Here is a 15535-nt window from a genome sequence, read left to right as displayed (position 1 = left end):
GTCCGTGCCGCACGTTTGCCGTGCATGACCGAGTTCAGCCCCGAGCAGTTCGAGGACAAGTACGCGAACTACTTCCCCGAGCTCCAGACCGCCTACCGCAACGCCTTCGAGTCGATGAGCGAGCGCTACGACTCGGAACTGATCCACGCCGTCGACCAACAGGTGCTCAACGAGAGCGAACCGTTCTACGACACGGACGAGGGGTTCCGGATCGCGATCCCCGACGAGCCCTACGATCGGCTCACGGCCATCGTCGTCGACGAGGAGAAGTTCGACGCGGTGCTCGCCGAATACACCACGACGCTCGAAACCGAGCTGGCGAACGTGTTCGACCTCGATGCCGGGAGTCCAAAGGTCTAAGAAGCGTGCGAGCGTACCGACGAGCATGAGCACCGAGAGTCAGAGCAGCGACGACGACCTGCGCGAGGAGATCTCGAACTTCCTGCGCCGGAACTTCCCGCAGATCCAGATGCACGGCGGCAGCGCGGCGATCCAGGAGCTCGACCGCGAGTCGGGCGAAGTGACCGTGTCGCTCGGCGGTGCCTGCTCGGGCTGTGGCATCTCGCCGATGACGATCCAGGCGATCAAGAGTCGGATGGTCAAGGAGATCCCCGAGATCAACCAGGTCCACGCCAACACCGGGATGGGTGGCGGTGACATGGGCGACGGCGGCTTCGGTGGCGGCGGCATGAGCCCCTCGTTCCCCGGCGAGACGACCGAGGACGACGAAGGCCCAGAGGCCCCGTTCTAAGCCACTCCGCGGGTTCCGATCGCAGGATCCGAAAACGATCGACGATTTTTCGGCCGGCTATCTCTCTCAGTGTCTACTGTCGCCACCGAGCGCCGCGTCAGTCGTCCGCGCCCTTGCCCTTCGGTTCGATGTCGAGACCGAACTCCGCGGCCTGCGTGCGCCAGAACTCCTCGTAGGCCTCCTCGCTCTCGTCGACGGTGCTCCGGCCGTCGTCGACGCGGTCGAGTTTCAGATCGACCTCTTCGAGCAGGCGATCGCCGATGTCGCCGCTGATGACGCCGTTCTGGACTGCGTCCTGCACGGCGCTTTTCTCGCGCTGAAGCAGGCGGCGCTCGCCGACGAGCAGCTCCTCGCGCCGGAGGTCGGGGTTCTCGCGCATGAGCTGTGAGATGGCCTCGCGGAGGTCGTCACGCTCCTCTTCGTACTCGGTCGTGAAGTCCTCGTAGACATCGGCCGGGATGTCGCCACGGCTGTGGAGGCGATCGGCGGCGTCCAGGGCGGCGTCGGTGGCGCGTTCGCGCCCGCTGAGCAGTTCGTAGAGCTGCTGGTCGGCCGAGCGCGTGACGATGCTCAGCCCGTTGAGCAGGCGCGGCATCGTCAGTCCCTGAACGACGAGGCTGAAGGCGGCGACGCCGAAGACCATCGCCCGGAGCTGGGTGCCGAGCTCGAAGCCCGGTGGAAGCCCGAGCACGAGCGCGATCGGGATCGAGCCGTGGAGCCCGCCCCAGACCATGACGTGCTGGTAGTCGAAGGGCACCTCGGTGCTCGCAAACCGGTTGACGAGCCCGGTGAGCGGATAGACAACCACCGCACGCGCGAGGATGACGAGCACGATGGCGATCGCGATCGGGACGGCGAACTCGCCCAGCCGGCGGATCGGCGTCGTCGCGCCGATGGCGACGAAGATGAAGGTGTTGACGATGAACGCGGCGGTTTCGAGCGTGTTGAAGATCGAGAGCTTCGTCTGTGGGCTCATCGCGTACTCGACGCCGCGGTTGCCGATGAACAGCCCCGCGACGACGGTGGCGATCACGCCCGAGACGTGGAGGTAGTGTTCGGCCAGCAGGAAACTCCCGTAGGTGAGGATCAGCGTGAGGACGATCTCGGTCATGTGCTCGTCGAGGTTGACCATCACGCGATAGACCGCGTAGCCCGCGAGCAGGCCGACGACCATCCCGCCGAAGCTCGTCACGAGGATGTCCAACCCCGTCGAGCCGATCTCCTGCAGCGTGAGCAGCTCCGAAACGGGCGTACCGGTCCGTCTGGCTTCCTGGACGAGCGTCAACAGCGCCGTGAAGACGACGACGCCGACGCCGTCGTTGAGCAGGCTCTCGCCCTCGACGAGCGTCGAGAGCCGTTCGGGCGCGCCGAGCTCGTCGAACAGCGCGAGCACGCTCACCGGATCGGTGGGGAGGATCATCGCGGCGAACAGCAGCGAGACCAGCAGTGGAAAGCCGAAGGCGAACTGGCCCACGAGTCCGAGCACGAGCACGGCGAGTATCAGGCCGGGAACCGCGAGCGTGAGGATCGTCACGAGGTTGTTGCGGAACGATTCGAGGTCGGTCGTCGCCGCGCCCTCGAACAGCAGCGGCGGCAGGAGCACCAGCAGGATCAGATCGTGCGAGAGCTGGATGTCGAACAGCTGGATGCCGGTGAGCGCTTGGATGATCGAGATGCCGAAGCCGGCGAGGAGGAGGGCGATCGTATATGGAAAGCGGCCGATCTTGGCGACGAAGACGCCGACGCCCGCGGCGATCATGAAGACGACGAGCAGATTGACTTCGGTCGCCGCGACCGTCTGGGCCAGCATGTGGCGGGGTATTCGACACGATCGGTTAAGCGCCTCGCCTGCGGCGGAGACGACCGGTTGGCTGCCGAGCGGGGCGAACCGCGCGTATTTAGGGTCGCGGTCGCCACGGGAACGTATGAGCGACACGCCCGCGCGGAACGTCCTGTTCGTCGTCATGGACACGGTCCGCAAGGACCACCTCTCGGTCTACGACGACGAGCGCGAGACGACGCCCGGACTCGAAACGTTCGCCGAGGAAGCCGCCGTCTACGATCAGGCGGTCGCCCCGGCCCCGTGGACGCTCCCCTCGCACGCCTCGATGTTCACCGGTCGCTATCCTGGCGAGCACAACGCGACCCAGGAGAAACCCTATCTCGAAGGCCACCCGACGCTTGCTCAGTCGCTCACTGACCACCGAAGTTCGTGTTACTCCTCAAACGCCTGGATCACGCCCTACACGCATCTCACCGACGGGTTCGACAGCCAGGACAACTTCTTCGAGGTGATGCCCGGCGACCTGCTCTCGGGGCCGCTCGCGCGCGTCTGGAAGACGATGAACGACAACGAGCGCCTCCGGCAGGCCGCCGACTGGCTCGTCAACCTCGGCAACGAGATCCACGAGTTCCTCGCGAGCGGCGAGGGAGCGGACTCGAAGACGCCCGCCGTCATCGACCGGACGATCGAGTTCATCGACGACACCGACGAACCCTACTTCTCCTTTATCAACCTGATGGACGCCCATCTCCCCTACCACCCACCCGAGGAGCACAAGGAGCTGTTCGCACCCGGTGTGGACTCCACACAGGTCTGTCAGAATTCGAAGGAGTACAACAGCGGCGCGCGGACGATTAGCGAGGCCGAGTGGAACTCGATCCGCGGGCTCTACGACGCCGAGATCCACCACGTCGACGCCCAGCTCCACCGGCTGTTCGAGTGGATGCGCGCGAACGACGAGTGGGACGATACGCTCGTGATCGTCTGTGCCGACCACGGCGAGCTCCACGGCGAACACGGCCTCTACGGCCACGAGTTCGGGGTCTACGACCCGATCGTCAACGTCCCGCTCATGGTCAAACACCCCGACCTCGAGCCGGGCCGGCGCGACGAACAGGTCGAACTCGTCGATCTCTACCACACGGTGCTCGATCACGCCGACGCGCGCGGCAAGGGCCTCCCGCTCGACCGCGACCGATCGTTGCTCTCCGAGAGCTACCGCGAGTTCGCCGGCGGCGAGAACGCCTTCGTCGAGTATCACCGGCCGGTCGTGGAGCTCAACCAATTGGAGAACAAGGCCAGCGCCGCTGGTATCGAGCTCGACGAGAACTCGCGGTTCTACTCGCGGATGCGTGCCGCCCGTCGGCCCGACGGCAAATACATCCACAACGAGCGCATCGCCGACGAGGCCTACCGGCTCGACAGCGATCCCGAGGAACTCGCGGATCGCACCGGCGACGAGGACCCGGTCATCGCCGACCTCGAAAGCGCCCTCTCCGAGTTCGAGCAAAATCGCGACGACTGGGGGAGCGTCGAGGGTGAAGAAGTGCTCTCGGAGATGGGCGACGACGCCAAACAGCGCCTCGAAGATCTGGGCTACATCGACTGAGAACCAGTATTGCCCGTTCAGTCGGGATATCCACGCTCACGCGCACGAACGAGCGCGGCGAGCGTCCGGTTCACTGGTACTCGACTCTCGGCACGATCGACGACGGCACCGTTGATCGCGTCGATCTCGGTTTTCGTCCCCGCTTCGACGTCCTGCGCCATCGACGAGGTGTTCCTCGCGGTCGCCTCGACCACCGATTCGAGCGCTGCGACCGCCTCGCCCTCGGCGAGTTCGATGCCCTGTTCCCTGGCGACGCGGGCGACTTCGCGGGCGGCCTCGCTGGCGACATCGTGGAGCGGGCCATCGGCGAGCGCACCGTTTTCCACCCCAGCGAGCGCGGTCGTCGGATTGATCCCAGCGTTGACGGCGAGCTTTCGCCAGAGTCGCTTCGGCATCCCGTCGTCGTGTACGGCGTCGATGTCCGCCGACTGGAGCGCCTCGACCGCGCGCTCCGCGGCCGCCGAGGAACCGCCGTCGGGTGCGCCGAGCGCGATCTCGCCGATGCCGGTACACTCGACCCGACCGGGTGAAGCCAATCGCGCACCGTAGGTACAGATGCCGGCGAGCACGGTGTCGAGCTGCGCGGCGAGCAACTCCTCGTTGCCGAGACCGTTCTGGAGTGAGCAGGTTATCTCTGGATCGCAGTCGGCGAGCGCGCGCCCGGCAGCGGGCGTGTCGAACGATTTCACGGTGACAAATGCGAGATCGGCCCGCTCGGGGACCGTCGTTCTGGCCTCGGTATGGGTTGCGAAATCAACGGCCCCCTCGACGGCGAGCCCCGATTCACGGACCGCCGCAATGTGCGGGTCGCGCCCGACCAGCGTCACGCTGTGCTCGCGTGCACAGAGCCCGCCGACGAGGCTGCCGAGACTCCCCGCACCGAAAATCAGGATCTCCACGTCAGTCTTCGGTCCAGTAGTACAGCTCCTCCTTCGGTGCGTCGCACGAGGGACAGCTGTCGGGGATGCCGCCCTTGAGATCCCCCATCTCGCCGCACTCGCCACAGCGCCACATCAGCTCGGCCTCGCCGAGCGCGTGGCCCGCCCGCTCGTGTTCGACCGAGAGCGATTCGACGCCCTCGCGGGTCGTGACGAAGAAGCCGTCCGTGTCGAACCCACGAACGGTACCGATCTCCTCGCCCTCCTCGGTGTAGACGGTCGTGCCGACCGTGACCGTCGTGGACTCGCGGCTCATGGCAGTCGTTCGTCGTCGATCGGTATAAATTCCACCGCCCGACTCACCTTCGCTCGACTACCCGGAGCGCTCGCTCTCGCCGAACAGCTCCACGAGCGCGGCTGCCTGCTCGTCGCTCGGCTCCTGGTTGCCCTCCTCCCACGCTCTGATCGCGGTCGCCGTCGTATCGAGGTGGCTCGCCAGCTCCGTCGGGTTGAGGCCGTGCGCTCGTCGGCGATCACGGAGTTCTGCGCCGAGCGGCGGGTTATGCGTCGTCATGATCGAGGACTCGCCGCCCGACGGTCATCAACTCCTCGCGTTCGTCGGCCCGGAACTCGTACCGTTCGGGTTTGGCGATCCCGATCGTCCCCTCGACCCTGTCGTCGGCCCCGAAGATCGGGGCGGCCAGCGATCCCTCCATCCCGGTCGCCCGCGCGCCCTCCTCGGCGACGCCCGAGTCGTCGGTCTGGAGGTTGCAGACGTCGACCGGTTCGGCGCGCTCGGCGGCCAACCCGGCCATCCCCTTGCCGATCGGGATCCTCTCGATTCGTGAGAGCACGGATTCCGGAATGTCGACCGACGCGACGAGCGTCAGTTCGTCGCCGTCCCGCCGATGGAGCGTCCCCGACGTGCAGTCGAACGCCTCGACCGTCTCCCGAAGGACTGCCGCCGTTTCCTCGTCGGGGTCCGGTTCGATCGTCGAGGGTGTGCGTTCGTCGCTCATCGTTTCGCCGTCTCTACCGCCGCCGGCCGGTTAACGCTGCGGAACTCACGACGCACGTCCGTACGCACTCCTCCGCCACCACCGTTTTCACATGAAATCGGCGATCCCACTCTGTTTGTTCTTGTCGTTCTCGAACACGCTTTCGAGCGTACGCTCCAGCACTTCGAGGCGCTGTTTCGTGTAGTCACGAGTGCCGTACTCCTCGGCGACGCGAGTGGCGGTGCCGATGTACTTCTTCACCGAGCCCTCGTGCACAGTCAGGTTCACGTCCCCGCCACACTCTCGGCACTCGCCGGTGAGCGGCATCCGGCGGTACTTGGTGCCGCAGTCGAGACATCGGGTTTCCTGCCGGGAGAAGGCCCGAAGGTTGCCGATGAGATCGGGCAGGAAGTGGTATTCGATGATGCGCTCGGCGACGTCTGTTTCGTCGACCGCACGGAGCTTTCTGGCGAGTTCGAGCTGGGCGTCCATCTTCTCGGTCATCGACCCCAATGTCTTGTACGCCGACAGCGACGGCCCGAGCGCGAGATTGGATGTATCGTGGGTGTGGCGAAAGCCCGAATACTCGCCCTCGGTGCCGACGCTCTCCTCGGCGATCTCGATGTCGACGCCCCCGGGATCGGCCATCTCCAGGGTCGCCTCGTAGAACTCCTTCGGGTAGGACTCGACGACGTCCATGTTGTGGGCCTCGTCGTCGATCTCGGCCGGGTCGATCCGCGAGGACATCACCAGCGGCGCGTCCATCCGCCCGCCGCGCTTGTCGGGCAGGTAGGCCTTCGAGAAGTTGAGTAGCCCGTCCAGCAAAAGCATCACACAATCTTCATCTCCGTCACAATTGCGTCTTTTCGACGCATGGAAATACGGGTGTGCGTAGCCGACGGCGGCGCTCGTGAAGCCGATCACGCGACCGACGACCGCCGCCGAGGTGTGCGGGGCCATCCCGAAGACGAGTTCGCCGACGAGGTCGTCCCGATCGTCGAGTTCGTAGAACGACTCCAGTCCGTAGTAGCTTTCGAGCAGGTCGTCGACGAAGTCGGCCGTCTTGAGCATATGCTCGGCCGCGCCGTTCGAGAGCACGACGTCCTGGACCTTGAGCTCGACGAGCTGGTCGTCGTGGCGCAGCGGGTCGCCGTTCATGTCCTCGTGGTAGCCGAGCTCGCGGAACTGCTCGACCGAGACGTCGAGTTCCGCCGGTCTCACGCTCGTCACGGGCAGGTCGGTCATGTCGTACCTGACTGTGCCGTCCTTGAACGTCGAGACGCCGTGTTTCGCCCGGAGAACGCCTTTCTCCATCGGTTCGGGGGTTTTCAGCTCCGAGGTCAGCCCCTTCACGCCCTTCATGATGTCGAAGGCGCTCTCGCGCTCGCCGACCGCGTCCAGCGCGTCCTGGTACTCCTCGCGGAGGTTCACTGCTTGCCACTCGGTCGGCCACGCCTCGCCGCCACACCGGGGACACTCCACCTGTCCGGATTCGTCGGGTTCGACCGCGATCTCGCAGTCGGGACACTCATAGCGCGGTTCGGTCGGCGCACCACAGTCCGGACAGCGCGTTTCGTAGCTCCGCTCGCCGCAGTCGACGCACTCCCGACGGCCGATCTCGACGGGGACGACGCCGCGCTCGCCGCCGTCGTCGTGGACGTACTCGGTCGCCTTGCTCATGTCGCGCTGGTTGCCGCCGGCCTCGCCGATCGGAAAGAGCGTGTGGACCGCCGGCGAGAGCTCACGCGTCTCCGATTTCTCCGGTCTGCCCATCCGCCCGCCGATGCGCGTCGGCGCGCGCTCGCGAAGGGCGAAGGGCGCGGCCTCACGAACTGCCTCCATCGCGTTGGGCCACTCGCGTGCCGCCTCCGAGGGCTCGTCCGCCGTACCGTCGAGCGACTCGTCGAACCCGAGCGAGCGAACGAACGGCATCGGGTCGGGGATCCTGAGCGCATCGCCGGCCTGTGTGTGGGGAATGAGGAGTGCTTCGAGTGCCTCGCGGACCGCAGGACGGGGTTCGAGCGCCAGTCTGCCGTCGACGAACTCGCCGGCCGCGACCGCCTCGCGGAGCGTCGTGAACTCGTCGACGGAGATATCGTGCCAGCAGTAGGTGTAGTCGGGATGCAACGGCGCGTCGTACTCGATGGCCCACTCGATCGCCTCCGCGGATGTGGGCTGTTCGAGATCGACGCGCGTCGAGTCGGCGAGCGCGCGCACGTCCGCGGTGGTGGCCTCGAACTCTTGGATCCACCAGTCGTAGGTGTAGGAGGCCGGTGCCAGAGGGTGGTTGTTCTCGACGAACTCACCGTAGTTGACGAGATATTCGCCGAGATCGATGATCGCCTCCACCCCGTTGCGGAGTTCGAGCGCCTCCGCCGGGTCGTCGATGCGCCGGACGTCGCCGTTCGCCAGCCTGACCGTGGGCCCCTCGATCGAATCGACGGGGACGACGCCGGCGGCTTTCCCCGGTCGTTCGGTCTTGAGCTGGGTGCCGGTCGCGAGGAAGTCGTCGACGAGATGCATCGTCGCCGGATGGACGCCCGCAGTCGCGAAGCCGTGATTCCGCGCACGGCCGTAACGCAGGCGAAATCCGCCGGCCTCGCTCGGATGACCGAAGACCGGCCGGCCGGCGATGAGGTCCCGGAGGAACTTCTCGGAGGGGTCGGGCCGGAGCGGTCCCGCCGGCTCGTCGTCTGTCTCCTCGATCGCTTCCTCGGCCGATTCGTCCGATTCGTCCTCGCCGTCCAATTCGTCGGCCTCCTCGTCATCGGCACCGCCGATCGTCCCCGCGATCAGGTCGTCGAGCCACGGCCAGTCGACCTCGTCCAGCTCGCTGGTGTAGCGCTCGATTTTCGGTGCCTTCTGGGCGATCCCCTCGCCGAGCACGAGACACATCCCCCCTCTCGCGCTGTTCGTCCCCACCCGTTCGAGATCGCGAAAGCCAGAAACCTCCTCCTGACCGGTGGCCTCACCGTCGAGCATCACGGGCGAGTGGCGGGCGATGAACTTCGTCTCGGCGTCCTTTGGCGAATACTGGAGCCCGGTCTCCGAATCGTAGAGATCGACCTCCTCGGCGTAGCGCTCGACCTCCTCGTCGCGGGGCTGATAGCCACCGAGTCCGAGTAACGAGCGCGTGTAGTCGGCGACGAGCACCGAGAGGGCTTGAGCGGTGCCGCCGGCCGAGCGGATCGGTCCCGCATAAAAGACGCGGACGAACTGTGTTCCATCGGGGTTGTCCGCGAGCTCGACCCGGTCGATCCCCTCGATCGGCGCGGCGACGACACCCTCGGTGAGCAGTGCGACCGCCGTCCGGACCGCGCCCTCGATCGTGCCGGCCTGTGTCTCGTAGTCGCCGACCCGACCCTCGGCGAAATCCGCCGCGAGTTCGAGGGCAGCCTCCTCCCGGCTCATCTCGCCCTCCAACTCGCGTACGCGCTCGGCGACGCCCTCGATCCCCAAAATGTTCTCCACGCGGTCGGCCATGTCCTTGGCGACTGGAATCTCGATTTCGGGGGTCGGGTCGCCACCCTTCCCGCGTGCTTCCTCGGCGATCGCGATGGCCTCGTCGAGCTGGCCCTCGATCCCCTCGAAGTAGCGTTCGTCGTCCGCTCTCATCAGAGCGGCCAGAGATCGAGATCGGTCGTCTCGTCGTGCTCGCGTTCGAGATGGGCGTCGAACTCCCGGAGATACACCTCGCCGGCGAACACTGTGCCCGAATCCAGATGGCCCGCCACGGTCGAGCCGTCCGCGCGCGAGCAGACCGCGTGGGTGTGGGCGAACCGATCGCCGTCGAGCCACGAGACGTTACCGACGCAGGCGGCGACTTCGAGCGGTTCGTCGAACGCGATCGAATCGTACTCCTGCCTACCCTGATCGTAGAAGAACAGTTCGACGTCCTGCACCGCGCCGAGTGCGACGAAAAAACCCGCGTCGACGCCCGCGTCGGTCGCGAGCGCTTCGATCTCCGCGCGCCAGTCCGCGCCGTGGTCCAGCCCGGCGACGAACTCGCGCCCCCCGTCGAGTTCCCGGTAGTTCATATCCATCCACTCGCGCGGCGGCGGCAAAAACCTTCAGTTCGCCACGGCATCGATCGGGTCGGCCCCCTGTCGAGTGATCGACCCACCGAGACGGGACTTCAGTCGTCGCGGTCCGTCCCGACTCCGTTCAGCTCGGGATCGAACAGGTCCTCGATCCGGCAATCGAAATAGGCGGCCAGTTTGAACGCCAGTTCGATCGATGGCTCGTAGCGTTCGCGCTCGACCGCGTTGATCGTCTGGCGAGTGACGTCGACGGCCGCCGCGAGGTCGGCTTGGCTCATGCCTGCACCATCCCGATGCCGCCGAACGTTGTTTTTCATCTGCGATACCGAAGCCACGTGATGACGACTCCAAACGTCACGAACAGCGCGACGTAGCCGTACAGCGCACCCCACACCACTGTCGGCACGGTGTAGATGTCGGCCCACGTGAGTATTCTGGCAGCGGATGCGCCGACGACCAATATTGGCGCGGACAGGGCCAGTGTCGTTGCCGCTGCGCGCTGTTCGAGTGACTTATCGCGCTCATCGAACAGCGTGAGCGATGTACCGCGCCAGACGGCGAGAAACCCGATAGCTCCGATCCAGTACACCGCTTCGCCGATGAACGGGTAGCCGAGCGATCTGAGTGCGAGAGCGATGGCGACGCCGCCAAAAACGAAACCCCACATCACGCGGCGATAGCGGCGTCTCTTCGTGAAGCGCCTCCGTCCGGTTGTTTCGGTTTGTGTCATGGTTCGTGTGTAAAGCGAACGTTCCGTAAAGCTCGCTTTACAGTAAAGCGTATTTTACACACCATAATAAATCTGTTGCTGATCGATCCGTCGCTCAGGACGATCGTACTCGAAAACCAGAGGCCAATCTCGTCGATTCGCTCAGGGCGTCGGCGAATCGCCGTCGTAGGCCGCGTGATCGGAGTAGAAGTTGAGCATGGCGAACTTGAGCTTCTCCGGCGCGACGTCGAGCAGTTCGGCGCGCTCCTCCTCGGGGAACGTCTCGCGGACGCCGTATTTGCCCATCTCCTGCCGGCCGCGTTCGGTGTAGCGCGCGTCGAGCAGCGCACGCACGCCGATCTCCTCGGGCGAGCGCAGCACGCGCCCGAGCGCCTGCCGCGTCTTGCGGATGGTGGGGATCTCGACGGCGTACTGCCAGCCAGCGCCGTAGGCGGCGTCGTAGGCGTCCTCGACGGCTTCGAGCCGGTCGTCGAGATGCGGATAGGGAACGCCAACCACGACGACGGTGTGGGCGTCGTCGCCGTCGAAACTCACGCCCTCGGCGAGCGTACCCCACAGCGATGTGAAGAGCGCGCCGTGCTCGCCGGCGGCGAAGTGCTCGCGCAGCGACTCGACGGCCTCGCCCGGTTCGTCGAGATACGTCGTCGCGTTCGTCGCGGCGGCGACGCGGTCGTGATAGCGCTCGGCCTCGCTATAGCTCGGGAAGAAGAGGAGCGTGTTGCCCGGCGTGAACCGGATCGCGTCGTCGAGCGTGTCGGTGATCGTTCGCTGGACGTCCCTGCTGTCGCGCTCGCTGGCGAACAGCGCCGGCGTGTCCACGGCGAAGGTCCGGCGGCGCTCCTCAGGAAACGTCAGCCCGTAGGCCATCGTCTCCGGTTCTTCCAGCCCGAGCACGTCGGTCACGACGTCGAACGGCCGCAGCGTCGCGCTCATCAGCACGCTCGCGTGGAGGTTCTCGAAGAGCGGCTCGGTCACGTCGCGCGGGATCGAGGCAAAGGATTCCGCACGACCGTATACTCCATCCGGCCCCTCGCGCACCGAGATCACGGGATGACGACCACCGGATGCCCCGTCTTCGAGCCACGATTCGACGAACCGAGCTGTTTGAAGGGTCTGGCACTCCTTGCGGACCTGCGTCTCGCCGTTGCGGTATTTCCGGTCGTACTCCCGATCGAGGGCTGCTCCGAGCGCGAGCGCCGCCTCGACGTCACCCTCGATACCCTGGCCGGTGTAGGCATCGAGAAAGGCGAGCGTGAGATCGTCGCGCCCCTCGCTATTGGCGATCTCCAGATCCTCCCAGTCCTCGCCGACGTGTTCGCGCTCGCCGAAGCCCAGTTCCTCGTCGTAGGTCGAAACGAGCGCCTTCCGGAAGGCGCTCACGACGTTTCTCGCCTGCGGAGCCCGCGGATCGTCGCTGTCGTCGCACTCGGCGAGCGCGCTATCGAGAGTCGTCTCGGTCAGGGTCCGGGTGGCGTGTTCGCGCGCCGCGCTCTCGACGTTGTGGGCCTCGTCGAACACGGCGATGACGTCCTCGGGGTCGCGCCCGAGCCACCGGAAGAACTGCTCGCGGATCACGGGATCGAGCAGATGGTGGTAGTTGCAGACCACGAGATCCATCTCCTCCATTCCGTCCTTGAGGAGCTCGTAGCCACAGAGGTTCTCCTGTTCTGCGTACTCGTAGATCTCCTCCGGCGTGCGCACGTCGCTGGCGAGCCACGCGTAGAACGCCTCGGTGTCGACGGTGAGGTTGTTGTAGTAGTGCTCGCAGATCGACTCCTCGCGCAGCTCCTCGACCTCGCTCTCGACGTTTTCGAGTTCGTCCATCACCGCGCTGCGCGCTTCGGTCGCGTCGGCGTCGCCCGACTGACTCGCGTCGAGGAGATCCTCCTCGCGCGCTTCGAGATCGTCGAGATCCTCCTCAGCATCCACGAGGTCCTTCGTGCTGTCGCGCAGCACCTGACACTCCTCGTAGTCGACGTCGATATGACACATCGAGGATTTCCCCTTGAACACCGTCGCGCGGAGCGGTTCGCGGTCGTTGATGGCGCGGGCGTCCTCGATGAACTGGCGCATCTGCTGGTGGACGTTCGTCGTGATCACGACGGTTTTGTCCTCCTCGCGGGCGAACTCCAGGGCGGGCACGAGCGCCGAGAGCGTCTTGCCCGTGCCGCAGGCACCCTCGAAGAGGACGTCCGTCCTCTCCCCGAGCGCGTCGTGGATGCGTTCGATCGCCTCGCGCTGGTTCTCGTACGGCGACTCGTAGGGAAAGAACCGGAGGGGGGACGCGTCGGCGGCCACAGTAGTGAAAACTGGCGCGCCTTCGGGCATAAGGATTTGCGTACCGGGGCGGAAGTGATCTCGCGCGGTGTGCCTACACCTCGGGCTCGATATAGACCTTCTGCACCTGTGGGTTGGTTTCCACGAGCGCGTCCTCGATCTCGGTGATCCGCTCGTCGATCGACGTGGTTTCGAAGCGCGGATCGAACTCGACGTCGCCGGTCACGATGACCTCCTCGGGGCCGAAGTAGACGGTCCGGAAATCGACGACGGTATCGACGCCGCTCCAATTGGCGACGAGTTCGCGCAGTTCGCGCTCCTCGGTAGCCGGCAGGCTCTCACCGAGTAGGAGGCGCTTGTTCTCCCACGCGAGCGCGACCGCGAAGCCCATCAGGAGCAGACCGATGAGCAGGGCGGCGACCGCGTCGTAGAGCGGGTTGCCCGTGACCCGACTGAGGAACACCCCGAACAGCGCCAGTCCCGCACCGCATATCGCGATGGTGTCCTCGGTCAGCGCCGTCAGCGTGGTCACGTCGCTCGTCTTCCGGAACGCCTCGCGAAAGCCGCTCCAGCCGTGGTCGTCGATCTGGCGGCGCATCGCCGTGTAGGCTTTCTTCAGCGCGTAGCTCTCGAAGGCGATCGCACCGATGAGCACCGCGTAGTTGATCCAGACGCCGGGAAAGGTCACTCCCAGCAGGCTGACCGCACCCGTGCCCGGCGGGTGGGGATGGACGATCGCGTCGTAGCCGTGTTTCGCGCTCTCCCAGCCCGCGATGCCGAAGAGGAGCACCGAGACGAGGAAGCTATAGAAGAACTGTGCCTTCCCGTAGCCGAACGGGTGTTCGCGGTTGGCCTCCTTCTTCCCGTACCGGATCCCGATGAGCAGGAAGATCTGGTTGCCCGTATCGGAGATCGAGTGGTAGGTCTCGGACAGCATCGCGGCGCTGCCGGTGAGGAGAAAGCCGAGGAACTTCAGCACGGCGATGGCCCCGTTGGCGACGAGGGCGGCGATGACGACGGATCTGCTTTCTGCCATGTCAGCCCTGCTCGCGCCGTTCGCAAAGGACTTTCTACGCGACTGGCCGGCTACTCGTCACAGAGCGTCACGAAGTTCCGCAGGATTCGCAGGCCGGTCTCGCCGCTCTTCTCGGGGTGGAACTGCGTGCCGAAGACGGTGCCCGACTCGTCGGCGACGATGCTCGGGAACCGCGTCCCGTACTCGGTGCTGGCGACGGTCGCGCCCTCGTCGTCGGGTGCCGCGTAGTAGGAGTGGACGAAGTAGGCGTACTCTCCATTTACACCGTCGACGAGCGGGTGGTCGCGTTCGACAGCGAGTTCGTTCCAGCCCATGTGGGGGACTTTCATATCGCCGGTGAACCGCCGGTTGCGACCGGGGATCAGATCGAGCCCCTCGACCTCGCCCTCGCCGGCGCGGTCGGCCTCCTCGCTCGTGGTCAGCAGCATCTGCATGCCGAGACAGATGCCGAACACCGGCGTGCCGTCGGCCGCCGCCTCCAGCAGTGCCTCACGATATGGGCCGGCGTTCTCGACGCCCTCGCGGAACGCGCCGACCCCCGGGAGAACGATGCCGTCGGCGGTGGTGAACTCCGCCGGATCGTCGGAAACGTCCACACTGGCCCCGGCGCGTTCGAGGCCCCGCGTCACGCTCCGGAGGTTGCCGAGCCCGTAATCGACGACGGCCACCGACGCCGTCGTCTGCTGGGCGTGTCCCGTGCTCATACGAGCCGCACGCACCGCGCTGGCAAAGCGGTTTGGTATCGCGACAATCGCACCGATCCACTGTCGCGCAGCGGCCCCGAATTCATCCGTTTCGGTGTCTCAGCTCGTGATCGGTGGTGTGCGATAGTCGCGATCAGAACCCGCCGAGACGCGACTGGCCATCGCCCTCGCCCGCGCCGATGACACCGGCGGCCGTGGCGATCGTCTCGGTGAAGGTTTCCTTCTGCGAGGCGTCGTAGAGCGTCGCCGCCGGGTGGACGCAGACGAGCACTCGCTGTGGTGTTCCGTCGATACGGGCCTCCTCGATGGAGCCCGCCTCTTCCGTCACGCGCGCGTCGCGTCCGAGGAGGTGTTCGGTTGGCACCTTCCCGAGCGTGACGACGAGTTCGGGACCGACGGTCGCGATCTCCTGTTCCAAGAACTCCCGACAGTTCGCGAGTTCGTCGGTGTGGGGATCGCGGTTGTCCGGCGGATGACAACGCACGCAGTTGGTGATGCGGATGTCCTCGCGGCCGAGCCCGGCGTCGCGCAGCGCGTCGTCGAGGACGGTCCCGCTCCGACCGATGAACGGCTCGCCGGTCTCGTCCTCGTTCTCACCCGGCCCCTCGCCGACGAACAGCAGTTCGGCGTCGTCCGGTCCGTCGCCGTTGACGATGCGGCTCCGCGACTCGCAGAGTGCGGGACAGCGCTCGCAAGAATCGACCTCCAGCCCGTCCATATGGCCCGTTT

The 15535-nt window shown here is 65.9% G+C and carries 16 protein-coding genes; 3 read left to right on the top strand and 13 right to left on the bottom strand.

Going from position 1 to position 15535, the window contains the following annotated elements:
• Positions 1-24: 24 nt before the first annotated feature.
• Together MUK72_RS01840 and MUK72_RS01835 are read left to right on the top strand one after the other, a co-directional pair.
• The gene (locus MUK72_RS01840; protein ID WP_244703254.1) at positions 25-360 is read left to right on the top strand and encodes a DUF5783 family protein; all 336 of its coding nucleotides are present in this window, start codon (positions 25-27) and stop codon (positions 358-360) included.
• Between the two features lie 25 nt (positions 361-385).
• Complete coding sequence (locus MUK72_RS01835; RefSeq protein WP_244703252.1) at positions 386-751, top strand: NifU family protein; 366 nt, start codon at positions 386-388, stop codon at positions 749-751.
• A 97-nt stretch (positions 752-848) separates the two neighbouring features.
• Here the strand turns inward: MUK72_RS01835 and MUK72_RS01830 are convergent, their stop codons facing one another.
• Entirely contained in the window at positions 849-2561 is a 1713-nt protein-coding gene (locus MUK72_RS01830) for a cation:proton antiporter (RefSeq protein WP_244703250.1), read from the bottom strand.
• 115 nt (positions 2562-2676) lie between these two features.
• Between MUK72_RS01830 and MUK72_RS01825 the strand changes: the two genes are divergently transcribed.
• The gene (locus tag MUK72_RS01825) at positions 2677-4143 is read left to right on the top strand and encodes a sulfatase family protein (RefSeq protein ID WP_244703248.1); all 1467 of its coding nucleotides are present in this window, start codon (positions 2677-2679) and stop codon (positions 4141-4143) included.
• A 17-nt stretch (positions 4144-4160) separates the two neighbouring features.
• On the opposite strand, the gene MUK72_RS01820 is transcribed toward MUK72_RS01825, so the two are convergent.
• From MUK72_RS01820 to MUK72_RS01765, 12 genes are all read right to left on the bottom strand, one after another.
• Positions 4161-5042: a ketopantoate reductase family protein gene (locus MUK72_RS01820; protein WP_244703246.1), complete on the bottom strand. Its 882-nt coding sequence runs from the start codon at positions 5040-5042 to the stop codon at positions 4161-4163.
• 1 nt (position 5043) lies between these two features.
• Entirely contained in the window at positions 5044-5337 is a 294-nt protein-coding gene (locus MUK72_RS01815; RefSeq protein WP_004051806.1) for a DUF7130 family rubredoxin-like protein, read from the bottom strand.
• A gap of 57 nt (positions 5338-5394) precedes the next feature.
• Positions 5395-5595 carry a helix-turn-helix transcriptional regulator gene (locus MUK72_RS01810; RefSeq protein ID WP_244703244.1) on the bottom strand — a complete coding sequence of 67 codons (201 nt, stop codon included), beginning with the start codon at positions 5593-5595 and terminating at the stop codon, positions 5395-5397.
• On the bottom strand, positions 5582-6040 hold the full coding sequence (locus MUK72_RS01805; RefSeq protein ID WP_244703242.1) for a GAF domain-containing protein: 459 nt from the start codon (positions 6038-6040) through the stop codon (positions 5582-5584). Before MUK72_RS01805 ends, MUK72_RS01810 begins: the two co-directional genes overlap by 14 nt.
• 87 nt (positions 6041-6127) lie before the next feature.
• Positions 6128-9634 carry a DNA polymerase II large subunit gene (locus MUK72_RS01800; protein ID WP_244703240.1) on the bottom strand — a complete coding sequence of 1169 codons (3507 nt, stop codon included), beginning with the start codon at positions 9632-9634 and terminating at the stop codon, positions 6128-6130.
• Positions 9634-10056: a PPC domain-containing DNA-binding protein gene (locus MUK72_RS01795; RefSeq protein WP_244703230.1), complete on the bottom strand. Its 423-nt coding sequence runs from the start codon at positions 10054-10056 to the stop codon at positions 9634-9636. Before MUK72_RS01795 ends, MUK72_RS01800 begins: the two co-directional genes overlap by 1 nt.
• Before the next feature lie 98 nt (positions 10057-10154).
• Entirely contained in the window at positions 10155-10376 is a 222-nt protein-coding gene (locus MUK72_RS01790) for a helix-turn-helix transcriptional regulator (protein WP_244703228.1), read from the bottom strand.
• Positions 10373-10789, bottom strand: coding sequence for a DUF2178 domain-containing protein (locus MUK72_RS01785; RefSeq protein WP_244703226.1), 417 nt, complete (start codon positions 10787-10789; stop codon positions 10373-10375). Before MUK72_RS01785 ends, MUK72_RS01790 begins: the two co-directional genes overlap by 4 nt.
• A gap of 141 nt (positions 10790-10930) precedes the next feature.
• Complete coding sequence (locus MUK72_RS01780) at positions 10931-13087, bottom strand: ATP-dependent DNA helicase (protein WP_244703224.1); 2157 nt, start codon at positions 13085-13087, stop codon at positions 10931-10933.
• Between the two features lie 73 nt (positions 13088-13160).
• On the bottom strand, positions 13161-14102 hold the full coding sequence (locus MUK72_RS01775; RefSeq protein ID WP_244703222.1) for a cation diffusion facilitator family transporter: 942 nt from the start codon (positions 14100-14102) through the stop codon (positions 13161-13163).
• A gap of 50 nt (positions 14103-14152) precedes the next feature.
• Entirely contained in the window at positions 14153-14806 is a 654-nt protein-coding gene (hisH, locus tag MUK72_RS01770) for an imidazole glycerol phosphate synthase subunit HisH (RefSeq protein WP_244703220.1), read from the bottom strand.
• A 133-nt stretch (positions 14807-14939) separates the two neighbouring features.
• A complete protein-coding gene (locus tag MUK72_RS01765; protein ID WP_244705258.1) occupies positions 14940-15524 on the bottom strand; it encodes a uracil-DNA glycosylase in 585 nt (194 codons plus the stop codon).
• Positions 15525-15535: the final 11 nt, after the last annotated feature.

The sequence above is a fragment of the Halococcus dombrowskii genome, from assembly GCF_022870485.1.
GTDB lineage: Archaea > Halobacteriota > Halobacteria > Halobacteriales > Halococcaceae > Halococcus > Halococcus morrhuae.
This window is presented reverse-complemented; position numbering and strand designations above follow the sequence as displayed.